This window comes from Streptomyces sp. NBC_01352, assembly GCF_036237295.1.
Classification (GTDB): domain Bacteria; phylum Actinomycetota; class Actinomycetes; order Streptomycetales; family Streptomycetaceae; genus Streptomyces; species Streptomyces plumbiresistens.
On sequence record NZ_CP108354.1, the window covers coordinates 2,601,271 to 2,617,249 of the forward strand.

Here is a 15,979-nt window from a genome sequence, read left to right on the forward strand (position 1 = left end):
GCGGGGCGGGTGCCATTGACAGGGGACCGGTTACCGGACCACCGGCTGCCGGACCCCCGGTTACCAGGTGACCGGCAGTTCGCGGATGCCCGCGGCGAGCGAGTCGCTCGGGCGGAACACCAGTTCGTCGCGGTCGACCGCGAGGCGCAGCGTCGGGACGCGCCGGTAGAGCGTGCCGTAGACGACCTGGAGCTCGATCCGGGCGAGCTGCTGGCCGAGGCACTGGTGGATGCCCCAGCCGAAGGCGTGGTGGTGGCGGGCGTCCCGGGTGAGGTCGAGCTTCTCCGGCTCGGGGAAGGCCTGCGGGTCCCAGTTGCCGGCGGGCAGCGGGACGACGATGCCGTCCCCGGCCTTGATGTCCACGCCCTCGAACTCGAAGTCCTCACCGGCGATCCGCCGCTGCCCGAACTGCGCGACGGTCAGGTAGCGAAGGATCTCCTCGACGGCGCCCGCGACGGCCTTCGTGTCGTCGATCTCGCGCAGCCGCGCCAACTGCTCGGGGTTCTCCAGGAGGAGGGCAGTGCCCAGCGTGATCATGGTCGCGCTGGTCTCGTGACCGGCGATCAGCAGGATCATGGCCAGCATGGTGGCCTCGGGCAGGGTGAGGTCCTCCGCCTTGACGCGCGCGGCGAAGTCCGAGAGGACGTCCTCGGCCGGCTCCTCCATCTTGGCCTGGATCAGGTTGGCCAGGTATCCACCCAGCGCCGCCATCGCCCCCCGGTCGTCCTCGGCGGTCTTGTCGCTCCTGGTGGCGAGGGAGGCGTGCTTCTGGAAGAAGTCGTGGTCCGAGTACGGCACCCCGAGCAGCGCGCAGATCATCAGCGAGGGCAGCGGCAGCGACAGCGCGGTGACCAGGTCCGTCGGGTTCGGGCCCGCGAGCATCTTGTCGATGAGGTCGTCGGTGAACTCCTGGATCTGCGGCCGCAGCGCCTCCATCCGGGGGCGGGTGAAGGGGCGCGTCATCATGCGGCGGATCCGCGTGTGGTCGGCGCCGTCGGCGTTGAAGATCGTGAGCGGGTGGTGGTGGGCGGTCTCCGCCATGGCCTGGTTCGGGTAGGGGAACCCGGGCTGCTTGTCGTCCGAGCTGACCCGGGGGTCGGACAGGATCGCGCGCTGCGCGGCGTGTCCGGTGACGAGCCACGGGGTGCTGCCGTCCCAGATCCGGCCCCGGGTCACGGGTGCCTTCTCGTTCAGGGCGCGCAGCCCGGGCGGCGGGGCGAAGGGGCACTTGGCGTCCCGGTCGTCCTGGTATTCGTAGATCTTCGCGTCGGGGGCGAGTTCGGTGTCTGCCTCGGCCATGGTCTTTCCTCCAGTTGTGTGGGGGGGGAACGGGGAGGTTCGGGGGCGGGGAGCGGGGAAGTCGGGGTTGGGGAGCGGCTGTTCCTGCCGCTGTTCCCGCGGCTATTCCTCGATGCGGATGGCCAGCGCGGGGCAGACCGCGGCCGCGTTGCGGACGTCGTCGGCCAGCTCGGCGGGCGGGTTCTCGTCCAGCACGACGACGATGCCGTCCTCCTCGCGCTGGTCGAACACGTCCATGGCGGCGGACACGCACTGTCCGGCGGCGACGCACTTCTCCTCGTCGACGACAACCTTCATGGGTCTCTCCTGAGCGTTCGGTGTCAGTGGGTGGGGGCGGCGGCAGGGGCCCGGAGGGCGTCGACGACCTCCTGGCGGCGCAGCCGGGTCTGCTTGGGCATGTTCCAGCCGAGGACGCCGGTGACCCGGCCCTGGCTGCGGTAGCGGGCGACGAAGCGACGGGCCGTCAGGTCGCCCTCGACGACGTCCACTTCGGCGTCGGCGGGGAGGAAGCCGTGGACCATGAGCTTCGCGTCGAACTGGTCGGTCCAGAAGTACGGCACCGGCGCGTACGCCGTGTCCTCGCCGAGGATCGCCCCGGCGACCGCCATCGCCTGCTCGGTGGCGTTGGTCCGGTTCTCCAGGCGGATCGGGCGGCCGAGCCGCTCGTGGTGCCAGCGGGCCACGTCGCCGACGGCGTAGACGCCCTCGGCGGCCCGGCAGCGGGAGTCGCAGACCACGCCGTTGTCGAGGGCGAGCCCGCTGTCCGCCAGCCAGTCCGTCGCCGGGGAGGCGCCGATCGCGACGACCACCACGTCGGCCGGCAGCACCTCGCCGGTCCCGAGCCGCACACCGGCGACCCGGCCCTCCTCGCCGGTCAGCCCCACCACGCCGGTGCCCAGCCGCAGCCGTACCCCCCGCGCGGTGTGCAGGTCCGCCAGCAGCCCCGACACCAGCGGGCCCACCTGCAAGGCCATCGGTGCCGCCAGCGGACCGGTCAGGGTCACGTCCAGGCCCAGGGTCCGCGCGGTGGCCGCGATCTCGGAACCGAGGACGCCTTCACCGACGACCACCAGCCGGGTGCAGGTGAGCAGATCCTTGCGCAGGGCCAGGGCGTGGTCGAGGGAGCGCAGCACATGGACGCCGGTCAGGCCGTCCTGGCCGGGCAGGGTCCGCGCCCGCACGCCGGTGGCGATCACGATCGCGTCGGCCGTGAGTGCCCGCCCGGACTCCGTGCGCACGGTCCGGGCCACCGGGTCCAGCGCGAGGGCCGGATCACCGAGCAGGAACTCGGCGTCCAGGGCGGTGAGTGCCTCCCCGGTCCGCAGCGCGGCCCGCTCCGGTTCCCACGTGCCGGACAGGACCTGCTTGGACAGGGGCGGCCGGTCGTAGGGTGCGTGCGGCTCGTCGCCGAGCACCGTGATCGTGCCGGTGTACCCCTTGCGGCGCAGCGCCTCCGCGGTGGTCAGGCCGGACGCGGACGCGCCGACCACGAGGACGCGGTCCGGGGCCGTCATCGGGACACCTCGCCGGTGCTGTACTGCGGGGTGCGGTCCTTGGTGCTCATGCGCGGCTCCGTAGCTGCGTCGGTGCCAGGTCTCCTCCGAAAAATAGACCTAGCGGTCGGTACACTCAACTCCCGCTCGGGAACAGGCGGGACCGGCTCAGGCGAGGTAGCGCCCGCCGTTCACACTGAAGGTCTGGCCGGTGACATAGGCGGCCTCCTCCGAAGCGAGGTAGGCCACGGCATGGGCGACGTCCGCCGGCTGCCCGGCCCGCTTCATCGGCATCATGACCGCGGCCTTCTCCACGTCGACCGGCCCCTCGCGTACCAGCGGGGTGTCGATGAAGCCGGGCGGCACGTGGTTGACGGTGATCCCCTTGTCGGCGTACTCGACCGCCAGGGCCCGGGTGAGGCTGATGACGCCGCCCTTGGAGGACGCGTAGTGGGCCATGGCGGGCGCACCGGTCTGCGCGGAGGACGAGGAGATGTTGACGATCCGGCCCCAGCCGGCCGCGAGCATGTCGGGCAGCAGCGCCTGGGTCACCAGGAACGGACCCTTGAGGTTGACTCCCATCATGCGGTCCCAGGACGCCTCGCTGATGTTCAGGAAGGGCTCGTAGGCGGTGATCCCCGCGTTGTTCACGAGGACCGCGACGGGCCCGAGTTCCTCGCGGGTACGGGCGGCCGCCGCGGCCACGGCGGTGGCCTCGGCCGCGTCGCCGCCCACGGCGATCGCCCTGCCGCCCGCCTCCTGGATCTCGGCGACGGTCTTCTCCGCTCCTTCGAGGTTGAGGTCCCAGACCGAGACCGCGGCACCCCGGGCCGCGAGCACGGTCGCGACCGCCTGCCCGATCCCACGGGCGCCGCCGGTGACGACGGCGACCTTTCCTTCCAGTGACAAGTAACCGGACATGGCGCTCCTTTGCGCTTCGTGCGTGGTGTCAGGACCGGCGCCGTGCGGGAGCCGGCGGGCGGGACCGCTCACTCGCCCAGCGCCTCTCGGGCAGCGGTGCGGGCCGCTGTCGCGCGGGGGAAGCCGGCGTAACCGGCGGCGTGGTAGATGACCTCGGCGATCTCGTCCTTGGTCAGTCCGTTGGTGAGCGCGATCCGGACGTGTGTCTTCAGCTCGGCCTCTGCGCCCAGCGCGATCAGGATGCCGAGCGTGACCAGACTGCGGTCGCGGCCGCCGAGCCCCTCGCGGGCCCACAGGGCGCCCCAGACGCTGGTGAGGCCGATCTCGACGAGGTCCTCGCCGAGGCGGCCGTCCCTGAGGTCGATGTCGCCCTCGGGAAACACTCCGGGCAGCGCCTCGCGCATGGCCTTCATGCCCGCGCCGCGCAGGTCGGTGGGGTCGGTGACGTCATTGACACTCATGGCGGATCTCCCGGTGTACGACTCGCGTCCATCGCTTGAGCGAAAGTTAGACCAGGCGGTCGGTACAATCAATGGAAACAGCACAACAACGCATTCGCAACCTCCCCATTGCCCGGGCCCACGGCCTCATCTACGCTCGGGCTGAATATTCGATCGACCGGTCGAAATATGAATCAGGCTCACTCGGAGCACCCGCCCCTGTCACGTTGGAGGGCACATGAGCGAATCGACGAAGGCACCGGAGACGGGCCCGGCGGACCAGGACCGAAACCAGGGCCAGGACCAGGTGGACGTGCTGGTCGTCGGTGCCGGCGTCACCGGCATCTACCAGCTGTACCGCGCCCGTGAGGCCGGGTTCTCGGCACGGCTGCTCGAGGCCGGCACCGGCGTGGGCGGTACCTGGTACTGGAACCGCTACCCCGAGGCGCGCTTCGACTCCGAGAGCTACACCTACGGCTACCTGTTCTCCAAGGAGCTGTGGGAGGAGTGGGAGTGGTCCGAGCGGTTCGCGGGCCAGCCGGAGATCGAGCGCTACTTCAACTACGTGGTCGACCGGTTCGACCTGCGGCGCGACATGCGGTTCGGCGCCAAGGTGACCTCGGTCGTGTGGGACGAGCCGTCCGGCATGTGGACCGTGCGGGCCGAGGACGGCTCCGTCCACCGGGCGCGTGTCGTGGTCGCGGCGACCGGCATCCTGTCGGTGCCGTTCATCCCCGACATCCCGGGGCGCGCGGACTTCCGCGGCGAGCAGCACCACACCGGCCGCTGGCCCAAGACGCCCGTCGACTTCGCGGGCAAGCGCGTGGCCCAGATCGGCACCGGCTCCAGCGGGGTGCAGATCGTCCCCGCGATCGCCGACGAGGTGGCCCAGCTGACGGTCTATCAGAAGGTGGCGGACTGGCTGACCCCGCTCAACAACGCGCCGATCAGGCCCGAGGAGCAGGCGGAGCTGAAGAAGAACTTCGACTCCATCCGCGAGACGCTGCACACCTCGCCGAGCGGGTTCCTGCACCAGATCACCATGCGGTCCGGCCTGGAGGACACCCCGGAGCAGCGGCAGGAGTTCTACGAGACGCGCTGGAACGGCCCCGGCTTCACCAAGCTGTCCGAGCACTACTACGACATGACGACGAACCCCGTCGTCAACCAGGAGTGGTGCGAGTTCATCGCCGAGAAGATCCGCGGCATCGTCAAGGACCCGGCCACGGCCGAGAAGCTGATCCCCAAGGGCCACGGCTACGGCGGGCGCAGGCCCCCCTTCGGGACGCGCTACTACGAGACGTACAACAAGCCGAACGTCACGCTCGTCGACATCAACGAGACGCCGATCGTCCGCATCACCGAGACGGGCATCGAAACGTCCGATGGTGTCGAGGAGTACGACATCATCATCTGGGCGACCGGCTACGACTTCGGCACCGGCGCACTCAACCGCCTCGGCGTGCGCGGCCGTCAGGGGCTGCCGCTGGAGGAGTCCTGGGCGGACGGCCCGCACACCTACCTCGGGGTCGCGGCGGCCGGCTTCCCGAACTTCTTCTTCCCGGGCGGTCCGCACGGCGCGACCGGCAACAACCCGCGCTACTCCGGCGACCAGGTGGACTACGTCACGGACGTGCTCGTCCACGCGCGCGAGCACGGCCACGACGTCATCGAGGTGACGAAGGCCGCGGACGACGAGTGGACGGCCCTGGTCAACGACAACTCCGGGCAGATCTCCTTCCTGAAGAGCAGCTACTTCTACGGGGCCAACATCCCCGGCAAGGCGGTCAAGCAGTTGCTGAACCCGGCCGGCCGGTGGAAACTCCAGGAGCTGATCAACGAGTCCGTGGCAGGCGGCTTCCCGGCGTTCTCCTTCGCCAAGACCACCGAGGGCACCACGGCGGCCGAGACGGCCGAGACGGCCGAGGCCGCGGAGCCCGCCGACGCCTGACGACACCGACGCACACGGCGGTGCCGCCCGTAGGATCCGGGCGGCACCGCCGTCACGGCTGTCCGTCGTCCTCCTACGGCAGGAAGGTCGTGACCCGCTTGTGGAAGCGCCATACGCCGTCCCGCCGGCGCAGGACGTCGTCGTAGCGCCCGACGAGCTGCACCGCCCAGCCCGAGTCGCCGCGCTGGAAGAACGCCAGGTTGCTGACAGCCGTCGCCTCGTCCTCGGTACACGAGGTGACGACGGTGTTGGCCACCAGGTGCAACTGCGGCTGCGTCGGCGCGAAGCCGGCGTAGCCCTGCCGTATGGCGTCCCGGCCCTCGAAGGTCGCCATGCCGGCGATCTCGGACACACCGTCAGGCGTGAACAGTTCGGCGAGGTCGTCGACCCGGTTGGTGTCCAGCGCCTGCGCGTACGCGGCGATGGCCGCCTGCACGCCGGCCGCGACCGATGCCTCGACGTCGGGGGAAGTGGTGGTCATGACGCGCTCCTAGGCCTGGTAGGTCGTGGTCCGGTGGTGCAGCCGCCATGCGCCGTCCTGCCGGCGCAGCGTGTCGTCGTAGTGCCCGACGACCTGCACCGTCCAGCCCGTCTCGCCGCGTTGGAGGAAGGCCACGTCGCTCACGGCCCGCGCCTCGCCCTCGGTCGTGGAGGTGACGACGGTGTTGGTCACCAGGTGCAGCTGAGGCTGCGTCGGCGCCCACCCCTTGAAGGCGTCACGGAGCGCGTCATGCCCCTCGATCGGGTCCATGCCCGGCAGTTCGAGCACCCCGTCGGGTGTGTACAGCGCGACGACGTCGTCGGTGCGGCCGGCGTCCTGCGCCTGGGTGTGCGCGCCGAGCACGGCCCGCACGCCCGCCGCGACCCACGCCTGTGTGGATTCGCTCAATTTTCGCTCCCAAGTCGAATGGGTCCGTGCCGCGGCCGCGGCATCCTCCCACATGTTTCGACCACTCAGTCTATTGCCGGGAGGATGAAAAAGGGAGTGCGGTGCGCCCGATTTGTTGACCGGGCGGTACAATCTCAATAACATGCGGGACGACTGTCGACGGGGACTGTCGCACAAGGAGGCGTTATCGTGACGAAGCGTTGGAAGCAGCGTCCGCCGGGCTCGACGTGGGGCGACTGGGGTGAGGACGACGAGCTCGGCCGCATCAACCTGATCACCCGCGAGAAGGTCCTCCAGGGGGTGCGGGAGGTCGAGCACGGGATCACCTTCAGCCTGAGTCTGCCGCTCGACTATCCCGGTGGTACGGCCCTGAACCAGCGGCGGTACCCGCCGATTCTCAGGCCGACCGAGGACCTGGAGCACAAGCAGGACGTCTTCTACAACGTCGTGGCCAGCGAGCAGATCGCGCCGATCTTCACGGACGTGTGGTCCGACGACGTGGTGACCCTCTGGCTCCAGTACTCGACGCAGTGGGACTCGCTCTCCCACCAGGGCGAGCAGTTCGACGCCGACGGCGACGGGGTCGCCGAGCCGGTCTACTACAACGGGTACCGGCCCGGCGTCGACATCGTCGGCCCCCAGGAAGACGCCAAGGGGGACGGCAGCGGCAGCCTCAGCTTCGCCCGCCACCTCGGCATGGAGCACATGGCGGAGCACGGGGTCCAGGGCCGGGGCGTCCTCGTCGACCTCGCCCACCACCTGGGCACGAAGTTCCAGCCGGTGAACCTGAAGACGCTCCAGGAGATCATGGCCGCGGACAACGTGGTCGTCGAACCCGGTGACGTCCTCCTCCTGCACACCGGCATGGCCACCCAGGTCCTCGCCTGGAACAAGGACCCGGACCCGGAGGCGATCCACACCACCGGCTCCTACCTCGACGCCCACGACCCGGCGCTGCTGGACTGGATCGCCGAGTCGCAGATCTCGGCGCTGGTGGCGGACAACTACGCCGTCGAGGGAGTGGGGCCGGGCATGCCGCCGCAGACGGACATGACTCCGCACACGCTGCTCCCGATCCACAACCTGTGCCTCTTCAAGCTCGGCGTCCCGCTGGGCGAGCTGTGGTACCTGGACAAGCTCGCGGCCTGGCTGCGCGAGCACGACCGCAGCCGGTTCCTGCTCACCGCTCCCCCGCTGAACCTGCCGGGGACGCAGGGCAGTCCGCTGACGCCGATCGCGACCGTCTGACGCCTGGCGTGGAGAAGGGCCCCCAGTGTCTGGGGGCCCTTCTCCATGTCCGACTACGCCCGACTACGTCGGACTACACCGCCGCGATCCGCCGCACGGTGTCCGCGATCGTGTCCTTGGACGGCAGCCACGCCCGCTCCAGCGAGGGCGCGTAGGGCGCGGGCACGGCGGGCGGGGCCACCCGCGTGACCGGGGCGTCCAGGTGCCAGAACCCCTCGTCGACGGCGAGGGCGGACAGTTCGGCGCCGACGCCGAAGTCCCGTACCGCCTCGTGCGCGATGACCAGACGGTTCGTCTTGGCGAGGGAGGCGAGGACGGTCTCCCGGTCCAGCGGGGCGATGGTCCGCAGGTCGATCACCTCGACGCTCACGCCCTCCGCGGCGAGCGTCTCGGCGGCGGCCAGGCAGTCCTGGACCATCCGCGACCAGGAGACCAGGGTGATGTCGGCGCCCTCGCGGACGACCTTGGCCTTGCCCAGGGGGATCAGGTGACCGGCCGGCGGACGCGGGCCCTTGAGGCCGTACTGGAGCCGGTTCTCGACGAAGACCACCGGGTTGGGGTCCTGGATGGCGGCGCGCAGCAGGCCGTAGGTGTCGGCCGGGTTGGACGGCATCACGACCGTCAGCCCGGGGACGTGGGCGAGCAGTGCCTCCAGGCTCTGCGAGTGCTGGCTGCCGGAGGAGCGTCCGGCGCCGAACTGGGTGCGCACCACGAGCGGCATGGAGGCCCGGCCGCCGGTCATGAAGCGCAGTTTGGCGGCCTGGTTGAGCAGCATGTCGAGGCAGACGCCGATGAAGTCCATGTACATGACCTCGACCACGGGCTTCATCCCGGCCATGGCCGCCCCCACCGCCGTACCGACGATGGCGCTCTCACTGATCGGCGTGTCCCGGACCCGCCCCGGGAAGGCCTGCGCGAGGCCCCGGGTGAGGCCGAAGACGTTGCCGCCTGCGCCGACGTCGATTCCCGCCACGAACACCGAGGGGTCGGCGGTCAGTTCGTGCTCCAGCGCGAGGCGTACGGCGTCCATGGACCGGAAGATCTCCGCCTCGGCCGGGAACGGGGCGGGTTCGGCCACGGCCGCACGCGGGGCCGAGACGTAGTCGTACAGGGTCTCCGGGGCGGGCTCGGGCAGGCTCCTGGCCCACTCGACGGCCGCCTCGATCTCCTTGTCGATCTCCTCGTCGACCCCGTCGGCCAGCGCCACCGGCACCCCCGCCGCCGCCAGGTGCCGGCGGGCCACCAGCAGCGGGTCGCGCTCCTTGGCCGCGGCGACCTCCTCGGCGGGGCGGTAGCGCTCGGGGTCGCCCTCGTAGTGGCCGTGCCAGCGGTAGGTCTCGGCCTCGACCAGGACGGGTCCGCCGCCCTGCCGCAGCCGCTCGACCTGGTCGGTCATGGTCCGGGCCACTTCGAGGACGTCGTTGCCGTCGACGTGCTCGTAGCCGATGCCGTACCCGGCGGCGCGGGCGGAGAGCGGGGCACGGTGCTGGTCGGCGGCGGGCGAGAACTCGGAGTAGTGGTTGTTCTCGCAGAGGAAGACGACGGGCAGGTCCCATACGGCGGCCAGGTTGACGGCCTCGTGGAACATGCCCTGGGCGACCGCCCCGTCGCCGAAGAACGCCACCACCACGTCACCGGCGGCGCGCAGCTTGGCCGCGGTCGCCACGCCTGCGGCGATGGGCAGCCCGGCGCCGACGATGCCGTTGGCGCCGTAGATGCCGAGGCCCGGGTCGGCGATGTGCATGGAGCCGCCGCGGCCGTGACAGGTGCCCGCTTCCTTGCCCATCAGCTCGGCCATCATCGACGCGGTGTCCAGGCCCTTGGCGAGGACATGGCCGTGGCCGCGATGGGTGGAGGTGATGCCGTCCCGGGCGCCGAGCGGCCAGCAGGCGCCGACGGCACTGGCCTCCTGACCGATCGACAGGTGCAGGAATCCGGGGATCTCGGTGGCCTTGTAGAGCTCGGACGCCCGCTCCTCGAACCGGCGGATGCGGCGCATACGGCGGTACATTTCCAGGAGTTGCTCCGCGTCGACGAAGCCGGTTCCGGGGCCGGTGCCGGTGTACTGCGGTGCCTGAGTCATGAGCGTCCTCGCTATGCTCGCGCGGGCGGCGTGCCGCCCGCGTCCGTCTTTTTAATGTACCGTTTGGTCTAGCAAACTTCGTGACGTCAGCGGGGAGAGAAGCCATGCCACGACCGCCGGGCCACGGGCCGGATTTCGAGGTCAGGCGCCAGAAGATCATCGACACGGCCGCCGAGCTGTTCGCCCGCCAGGGCTACGCGGCGACCTCCGTCAACGACCTGGGCCGCGCGGTCGGGCTCGCCAAGGGAGCGCTGTACTACTACATCGGCTCCAAGGAGAACCTGCTGATCGAGATCCAGTCCCGGGTGATGGCGCCGCTCCTCGCCCGGGCCCGGCAGATCGCGGGCCTCGACGAGGAGCCGCTGCTGCGGCTGCGGCTGCTGTCGGAGTCGCTGCTGACGATCATCTACCGCCGGCTCGACCACATCTGGGTCTACGAACACGACTACCGCAGCCTCACCGGCGACTACCTGCAGACCCTGCTGCGCCAGCGCTCCGACTTCGAGCAGCTGGTCACGGGCCTGCTCACGGAGGCCATCGAGGAGGGCACCTTCCGCCCGGTGCACCCGCGCCTGGCCACCCTGCAGTTCCTCAACCTGCACAACCACACCTACCAGTGGGTCAAGCCGGAGGGCCGCTGGAGCGCCGCGGACCTGTCGCGGGAGTACTGCTCGACCCTGTTCCGCGGGTTCGCGGCCCCCGGCGCGGCCCTGCCGGACGTCGAGGAGCAGGCCGCGCGGTTCAAGCGCGACCGGACCGACCTGCCGCTCGACCCCGAGGCGGTCTGGGAGCCGGCCTCGCTGGCGAGCTGATTTTCGGTGACAGGCCGACGAAGGAGGGCCCGCGGTGCGCTGCGGGCCCTCACGCACGTCACGCCTCCCGGACCAGCGCCCGGGCGATGACATTGCGCTGGATCTCGTTCGTGCCCTCGCCGATCTCCAGGATCTTGGCGTCGGCGTAGAAGCGGGAGATCTCCGACTCGCGGACGTAGCCGTAGCCGCCGTGGATCTGGACCGCCTGGGAGGCGGCGCGGTTGGCGACCTCGGAGGCGTACAGCTTGGCCATGGCGGCCGCCTTGCTGTGCGGGCGGCCCTGGTCGGCCAGCCAGGCGGCGCGGTACACCAGGCAGCGGGCGGCCTCGAACTCCGTGCCCATGTCGGCGATCTTGTGCGCGATCGCCTGGAAGTCGGACAGCGGGCGGCCGAACTGGTGGCGTTCCGTGGCGTGTTTGACGGCGAGGGCGAGCGCCGCCTTGGCCAGGGACAGGCCCAGCGCGGCGACGCTGATGCGCCCCTTGTCGAGGACGGACAGGAACTGGCGCAGTCCGCCGCCCTCGTCGCCGATCAGGTGGTCGTCGGGGATCCAGCAGTCGTCGAAGACCAGTTCCCGGGTGTCCATGGCGTGCCAGCCGAGCTTCTTCAGCTTGTGGCCGACGGTGTAGCCGGGGGTGCCGGTCGGGACGTAGAAGGTCGCGAAGCGCTTGCGTCCGTCGTCGTCCTTGCCGGTGACCGCGAGCAGGGTCACGCCCTGGCTGATCTCGGTGCCGGCGTTGGTGATGAACATCTTGGTGCCGTTGATGATCCAGCCGCCGTCGGCCCGGCGGGCGGTGGTGGCGATGCCGGCCGCGTCGGAGCCGGCCTCCGGCTCGGTCAGTCCGAAGGCGCCGATGGCCTCGCCGCGGGCCAGCGGGGCGAGCCAGCGCTGCTTCTGCTCCTCGGTGCCGTAGGCCAGCAGGGGCAGGGTGGCGATGGTGGAGTGCGCGTTCCAGGAGGAGGCCACCGACTGGTCGGCGGCGCCGAGTTCCTCCATCACGGCCACGTAGGTGACGGTGTCGGAGCCCGCGCCGCCGTACTCCTCGGGGACCAGCATGCCCATCAGGCCGAGTTCGCCCAGCTTGGTGAAGACCTCGGTCGGGAAGTGCTCGTTCTCGGACCACTCGGCCGCGTTCGGACTGATCTCCTTGGCGGCGAACTCGCGGACCATGTCCTTAAGCGCCCGGGTCTCCTCCGGCAGGTCGAAATCCATGTCACAGTCCCTTCGGGGTCAGCAGCACCTTGAGGTGCCGGGCGCGGTCGGCGGCCAGGTCGGCGAAGACGCCGGCTCCGTCCGAGAGCGAGAAACGTCCGGTGATCAGGGCGGAGGCGTCCAGGCGCCCGGTGCTCATCAGGTCGATCACCCGGGGGATGTCGTGGTTGTAGCCGAGCGTGCCGAGCACGGAACGCTCGTAGAAGACGAGCTGTCCCATGTCGAACTCGACGCTGCCGTGCCCGACACCCGCGAGCACGACCCGTCCGCCGCGACGGACGGTGGCGACGGCCTGGGCCGCGAGGGCGGCCACGCCGGTCGCGTCGATGACGACGTCCGGGCCGATCCGGCCGGTGCGCAGGAACACCTCACGGCGTACGTCGCTCTCGCGCGGGTCGAAGGCCTCGGTGACGCCGAGGCCGAGAAGCATCTCCCGGCGGCCCGCGAGGGGTTCGCTCACGTACAGTCCGGCCGCGCCGGCGATGCGGGCCGCGAGGACCACGGCGACGCCGATGGGGCCGCCGCCCACGACGAGAACGTTGTCGCCCGGCCGTACGCCGGCCCGGGTGACGGCGTGCAGGCCGACGGCCAGGGGTTCGGCCGCGGCCGCCATCTCGTCGCTGACGTTGTCGGGCAGCCGGGTCAGCCCGGCGAGCGGCACCGTGACGCGCTCGGCGAAGGCACCGGGCGAGGCGAGGCCGACCGAGCCGCTCCTGGGACAGATGTGGTACTCGCCCCGCGCGCACCAGAAGCAGACGCCGCACCGCCAGACGGGGTCGGCGGTCACCCGGTCGCCGACCGCGACGCCGGGCACCTCGGCGCCGAGCGCGAGGACCGTGCCGCTCAGTTCGTGGCCGAGGGCGAGCGGTGGAGCGGCGCCGGTGAGCGGATGCGGGCCCTCCCGGATCATGTGCGGGCCTTCGAGGAACTCGTGCAGGTCCGTGCCGCACACCCCGCACCAGGCCACCTCGACGACCGCCTCGTGCGGCCCCGGCTCCGGCGGTTCGGGCACCTCCTCCAGCCGCAGATCGCGGGCACCGTGCCAGCGCAGTGCCTTCATGCTCTCCACCCCTCTCGTGTCGTACGGCCCCTGCGCCGTGCCTCGTCCTCTCGTACGGCCTCTCGCACGGCCCCTGCACCGCGCCCAGTGGTCTAGTCGTCGCCGAAGCGCGCCTTTCCGGGCCCTTCCTCGATGAAGGAGCGGATGCCCGTGGTGGCGTCCCGGGTGCCGAACACCCCCGTGAACAGGGCGCGTTCGAGGGCGAGTCCGGCCTCGACACCGATGTCGGCGCCGTGGTCCACCGCTTCCTTGATCGCCTCCAGGGCGGCCGCAGGGCCCTCGGCGAGCTGCCGGGCGTAGCGCAGCGCGGCCTTGTGGACCGTCCCGGCGGGGACGACCTCGTCCACGAGCCCGAGGCCCAGTGCCTCCTCGGCGCCCACCCGGCGGCCGGTCATCAGCAGGTTCTTCGCCCGCGAAGGACCGATCAGCCGCACGAGCCGCTGGGTGCCGCCGGAACCCGGCATGATGCCCAGCTGGACCTCGGGCTGGCCGAGGACGGCGTCCTCGGCCGCCACCCGGTGGTCGGCGGCGAGGGCCAGCTCCATCCCGCCGCCGAGCGCGTACCCGGTGATCGCCGCGACGACCGGCATCGGCAGCCGGGCCACCTCGTCGAAGGTCCGCTGCAGGGCCCGGTTCCAGCCCCGCACCTCCTCGGGTCCCATGGCCGCCAGCGCCTTGATGTCCGCGCCGGCGGCGAAAAGCCGCTCCCCTCCGTAGAGCACCACGGCCCGTACGTCACGGGCGTCGGCCAGCTCCCGCACGCGGGCGGCGAGCTCCGTCCGCTGGGCGGAGTCGAAGGCGTTCATCGGCGGGTGGTCGATGCGGACCGTGACGACAGGCCCGTCGGTGTCGAGGCGAATGCGTGGCACGAGGCCCTCCTCGCTGCGAAAGCGACATCACGGTGCGCGGACGGTTGTCGGCCGGTGCGCTCCGTCGTAAAGTGCGGCTACGTTTTATAGACCAATGGGTACACTAAATCTTGAGAGCGGGCAACCGACCGGTCGGGACACTCCCGGCCGCCGAGCCGGAGAGTCGCCGTGCACAATTTCGCGAGCATCCTCGATTACCACCTGGCCCAGCGGCCCGACGCCGTTGCCGTCGCCCAGGAGGAAGAGCAGCTGACGGTGCGTCAACTGCACGAACGGGTCGACCGGTTGGCCGCCGGACTGACCGAACTGGGCATCCGGCGCGGGGACGTCGTCGGACTGCTCCTCTACAACCGGCCGGAGTTCCTGGAACTCGTCTACGCGACGAGCCGGATCGGCGCGGTTCTCCTCCCGCTGAACTACCGCCTGTCCGAGGAGGAATGGCAGTACATCCTGGGCCACGCCCAGGCCAGGGCGATCATCACCGAGCCGGAGTTCGTGCCCGCGATCGAGCGGAGCGCCGGCTGTCTGACCGACCTGGAGCACCGCGTCCTGCTCGGCGCCGACATCACCCCGGCTCCCTGGGCCGGTTACGAGGAGTTGCTGGCCCGCCACAAGGACGCCCAGGTCGAGCCCGTGGACGTCGGCCTCGATGATCTGCAGCGCCTGATGTACACCTCCGGCACCACCTCACGCCCCAAGGGCGTGCGCATCACCTACGGAAACCTGCAGGCCAAGAACCTGGCTCACATCGTCCACTTCGGCCTGACAGCGGCGGACACCACGCTGGTGTGCGGCCCGCTCTACCACGTCGGCGGCCTGGACATGCCGGCCCTCGCGACCCTGTACGCGGGCGGCGGCGTGGTCCTGCAACGCAGGTTCGACCCGGAGGGCGCGCTGCAGGCGATCCAGAAGCACCGGGTCACCAACGTGTGGCTGGCGCCCGCCATGGTCAACGCGGTCCTGGAGGTCCCGGACCGCGACAGCTACGACACCACCTCGGTCCGCTTCATCCTGGGCGGCGGCGAGAAGACGCCCGAGCCGGTGCTGCGGCGGATCATGACCGCGTTCCCGAACGCCTGGTTCGCCGACGCCTACGGCCTGACCGAGACGGTCTCCGGCGACACCTTCCTCGACCGCGAGCACGCGCTGTCCAAGCTGGGCTCGGTCGGGCGCCCGGTCCCGCACACCCGGGTCCGGATCGTCGACGACACCGGTGAGGAGGTCCCGGCGGGCGAGCTCGGCGAGATCACCCTGCGCGGCCCGAAGGTCTTCGCCGGCTACTGGCGTGACGAGAAGGCCACGGCCGCCGCCCTCAAGGACGGCTGGTTCCACACCGGCGACATCGGGCACGTCGACGAGGACGGCTTCCTCTTCATCGACGACCGCAAGAAGGACATGATCGTCTCGGGCGGCGAGAACATCGCCACGCCCGAGGTCGAGCGGGTGCTGTACGAGCACCCGGCCGTACTCGAAGCCGCCGTGGTGGGGCTCCAGCACCCCCGCTGGGGCGAAGTCCCGCGCGCCTTCGTGGTGTTCCGGCCGGGGACCGGCGCCGGGCCGGAGGAACTGCGGGACTTCTGCCGGACCCGGCTGGCCAAGTTCAAGGTGCCGGTCCGCTTCGACGTCGTCGACGAACTGCCCCGTACCCCCTCGGGCAAGGTTCTCAAGCGGACGTTGCGCGACATCCCGGCGGAGGGCTGA

Annotated in this window: 15 protein-coding genes; 4 read left to right on the plus strand and 11 right to left on the minus strand. The window is 70.9% G+C overall.

Annotated features, from left to right (window positions below; translation table 11 throughout):
* Window positions 1-60 precede the first annotated feature (60 nt).
* The 5 genes from OG252_RS12215 to OG252_RS12235 form a co-directional block, all read right to left on the minus strand.
* Window positions 61-1,299, minus strand: coding sequence for a cytochrome P450 (locus tag OG252_RS12215; RefSeq protein WP_266449780.1), 1,239 nt, complete (start codon window positions 1,297-1,299; stop codon window positions 61-63).
* A 102-nt stretch (window positions 1,300-1,401) separates the two neighbouring features.
* A complete protein-coding gene (locus tag OG252_RS12220; RefSeq protein WP_266449777.1) occupies window positions 1,402-1,596 on the minus strand; it encodes a ferredoxin in 195 nt (64 codons plus the stop codon).
* A 23-nt stretch (window positions 1,597-1,619) separates the two neighbouring features.
* A complete protein-coding gene (locus OG252_RS12225; RefSeq protein ID WP_329335860.1) occupies window positions 1,620-2,813 on the minus strand; it encodes an NAD(P)/FAD-dependent oxidoreductase in 1,194 nt (397 codons plus the stop codon).
* 147 nt (window positions 2,814-2,960) lie between these two features.
* Complete coding sequence (locus tag OG252_RS12230) at window positions 2,961-3,713, minus strand: SDR family NAD(P)-dependent oxidoreductase (RefSeq protein WP_266449771.1); 753 nt, start codon at window positions 3,711-3,713, stop codon at window positions 2,961-2,963.
* A 68-nt stretch (window positions 3,714-3,781) separates the two neighbouring features.
* Window positions 3,782-4,174 (minus strand): carboxymuconolactone decarboxylase family protein, encoded by a 393-nt coding sequence (locus OG252_RS12235; protein WP_266449769.1) that lies wholly within the window; start codon window positions 4,172-4,174, stop codon window positions 3,782-3,784.
* A 217-nt stretch (window positions 4,175-4,391) separates the two neighbouring features.
* Here OG252_RS12235 and OG252_RS12240 point away from each other — a divergent pair, with 217 nt between their 5' ends.
* Window positions 4,392-6,104, plus strand: a complete 1,713-nt coding sequence (locus OG252_RS12240) for a flavin-containing monooxygenase (RefSeq protein WP_329335862.1) — start codon at window positions 4,392-4,394, stop codon at window positions 6,102-6,104.
* Between the two features lie 73 nt (window positions 6,105-6,177).
* On the opposite strand, the gene OG252_RS12245 is transcribed toward OG252_RS12240, so the two are convergent.
* The gene (locus tag OG252_RS12245; RefSeq protein WP_329335864.1) at window positions 6,178-6,585 is read right to left on the minus strand and encodes a nuclear transport factor 2 family protein; all 408 of its coding nucleotides are present in this window, start codon (window positions 6,583-6,585) and stop codon (window positions 6,178-6,180) included.
* Between the two features lie 9 nt (window positions 6,586-6,594).
* On the minus strand, window positions 6,595-6,993 hold the full coding sequence (locus OG252_RS12250) for a YybH family protein (RefSeq protein ID WP_266449761.1): 399 nt from the start codon (window positions 6,991-6,993) through the stop codon (window positions 6,595-6,597).
* Between the two features lie 189 nt (window positions 6,994-7,182).
* On the opposite strand from OG252_RS12250, the gene OG252_RS12255 reads away from it, so the two are divergent.
* Window positions 7,183-8,241, plus strand: coding sequence for a cyclase family protein (locus OG252_RS12255; RefSeq protein ID WP_266449758.1), 1,059 nt, complete (start codon window positions 7,183-7,185; stop codon window positions 8,239-8,241).
* 73 nt (window positions 8,242-8,314) lie between these two features.
* Here OG252_RS12255 and OG252_RS12260 read toward each other — a convergent pair whose 3' ends face one another.
* Window positions 8,315-10,324 (minus strand): alpha-ketoacid dehydrogenase subunit alpha/beta, encoded by a 2,010-nt coding sequence (locus OG252_RS12260; RefSeq protein WP_329335867.1) that lies wholly within the window; start codon window positions 10,322-10,324, stop codon window positions 8,315-8,317.
* A gap of 104 nt (window positions 10,325-10,428) precedes the next feature.
* Between OG252_RS12260 and OG252_RS12265 the strand changes: the two genes are divergently transcribed.
* Window positions 10,429-11,136 (plus strand): TetR/AcrR family transcriptional regulator, encoded by a 708-nt coding sequence (locus OG252_RS12265; RefSeq protein WP_266449752.1) that lies wholly within the window; start codon window positions 10,429-10,431, stop codon window positions 11,134-11,136.
* Between the two features lie 58 nt (window positions 11,137-11,194).
* Here the strand turns inward: OG252_RS12265 and OG252_RS12270 are convergent, their stop codons facing one another.
* The 3 genes from OG252_RS12270 to OG252_RS12280 all read right to left on the minus strand — a co-directional run bounded on the left by OG252_RS12270 (window position 11,195) and on the right by OG252_RS12280 (window position 14,278).
* A complete protein-coding gene (locus OG252_RS12270) occupies window positions 11,195-12,349 on the minus strand; it encodes an acyl-CoA dehydrogenase family protein (protein WP_329335869.1) in 1,155 nt (384 codons plus the stop codon).
* A gap of 1 nt (window position 12,350) precedes the next feature.
* Window positions 12,351-13,409, minus strand: a complete 1,059-nt coding sequence (locus tag OG252_RS12275; RefSeq protein ID WP_329335871.1) for an alcohol dehydrogenase catalytic domain-containing protein — start codon at window positions 13,407-13,409, stop codon at window positions 12,351-12,353.
* 92 nt (window positions 13,410-13,501) lie between these two features.
* Window positions 13,502-14,278: an enoyl-CoA hydratase/isomerase family protein gene (locus tag OG252_RS12280; protein WP_443068401.1), complete on the minus strand. Its 777-nt coding sequence runs from the start codon at window positions 14,276-14,278 to the stop codon at window positions 13,502-13,504.
* A gap of 168 nt (window positions 14,279-14,446) precedes the next feature.
* Between OG252_RS12280 and OG252_RS12285 the strand changes: the two genes are divergently transcribed.
* Window positions 14,447-15,979: an acyl-CoA synthetase gene (locus OG252_RS12285; RefSeq protein ID WP_329335873.1), complete on the plus strand. Its 1,533-nt coding sequence runs from the start codon at window positions 14,447-14,449 to the stop codon at window positions 15,977-15,979.

Coding starts and splice junctions, on each gene's coding strand:
- OG252_RS12215 (WP_266449780.1), bottom strand. CDS start 1,299: ATGGCCGAGGCAGACACCGAACTCGCCCCCGACGCGAAGATCTACGAA.
- OG252_RS12220 (WP_266449777.1), bottom strand. CDS start 1,596: ATGAAGGTTGTCGTCGACGAGGAGAAGTGCGTCGCCGCCGGACAGTGC.
- OG252_RS12225 (WP_329335860.1), bottom strand. CDS start 2,813: ATGACGGCCCCGGACCGCGTCCTCGTGGTCGGCGCGTCCGCGTCCGGC.
- OG252_RS12230 (WP_266449771.1), bottom strand. CDS start 3,713: ATGTCCGGTTACTTGTCACTGGAAGGAAAGGTCGCCGTCGTCACCGGC.
- OG252_RS12235 (WP_266449769.1), bottom strand. CDS start 4,174: ATGAGTGTCAATGACGTCACCGACCCCACCGACCTGCGCGGCGCGGGC.
- OG252_RS12240 (WP_329335862.1), top strand. CDS start 4,392: ATGAGCGAATCGACGAAGGCACCGGAGACGGGCCCGGCGGACCAGGAC.
- OG252_RS12245 (WP_329335864.1), bottom strand. CDS start 6,585: ATGACCACCACTTCCCCCGACGTCGAGGCATCGGTCGCGGCCGGCGTG.
- OG252_RS12260 (WP_329335867.1), bottom strand. CDS start 10,324: ATGACTCAGGCACCGCAGTACACCGGCACCGGCCCCGGAACCGGCTTC.
- OG252_RS12265 (WP_266449752.1), top strand. CDS start 10,429: ATGCCACGACCGCCGGGCCACGGGCCGGATTTCGAGGTCAGGCGCCAG.
- OG252_RS12270 (WP_329335869.1), bottom strand. CDS start 12,349: ATGGATTTCGACCTGCCGGAGGAGACCCGGGCGCTTAAGGACATGGTC.
- OG252_RS12275 (WP_329335871.1), bottom strand. CDS start 13,409: ATGAAGGCACTGCGCTGGCACGGTGCCCGCGATCTGCGGCTGGAGGAG.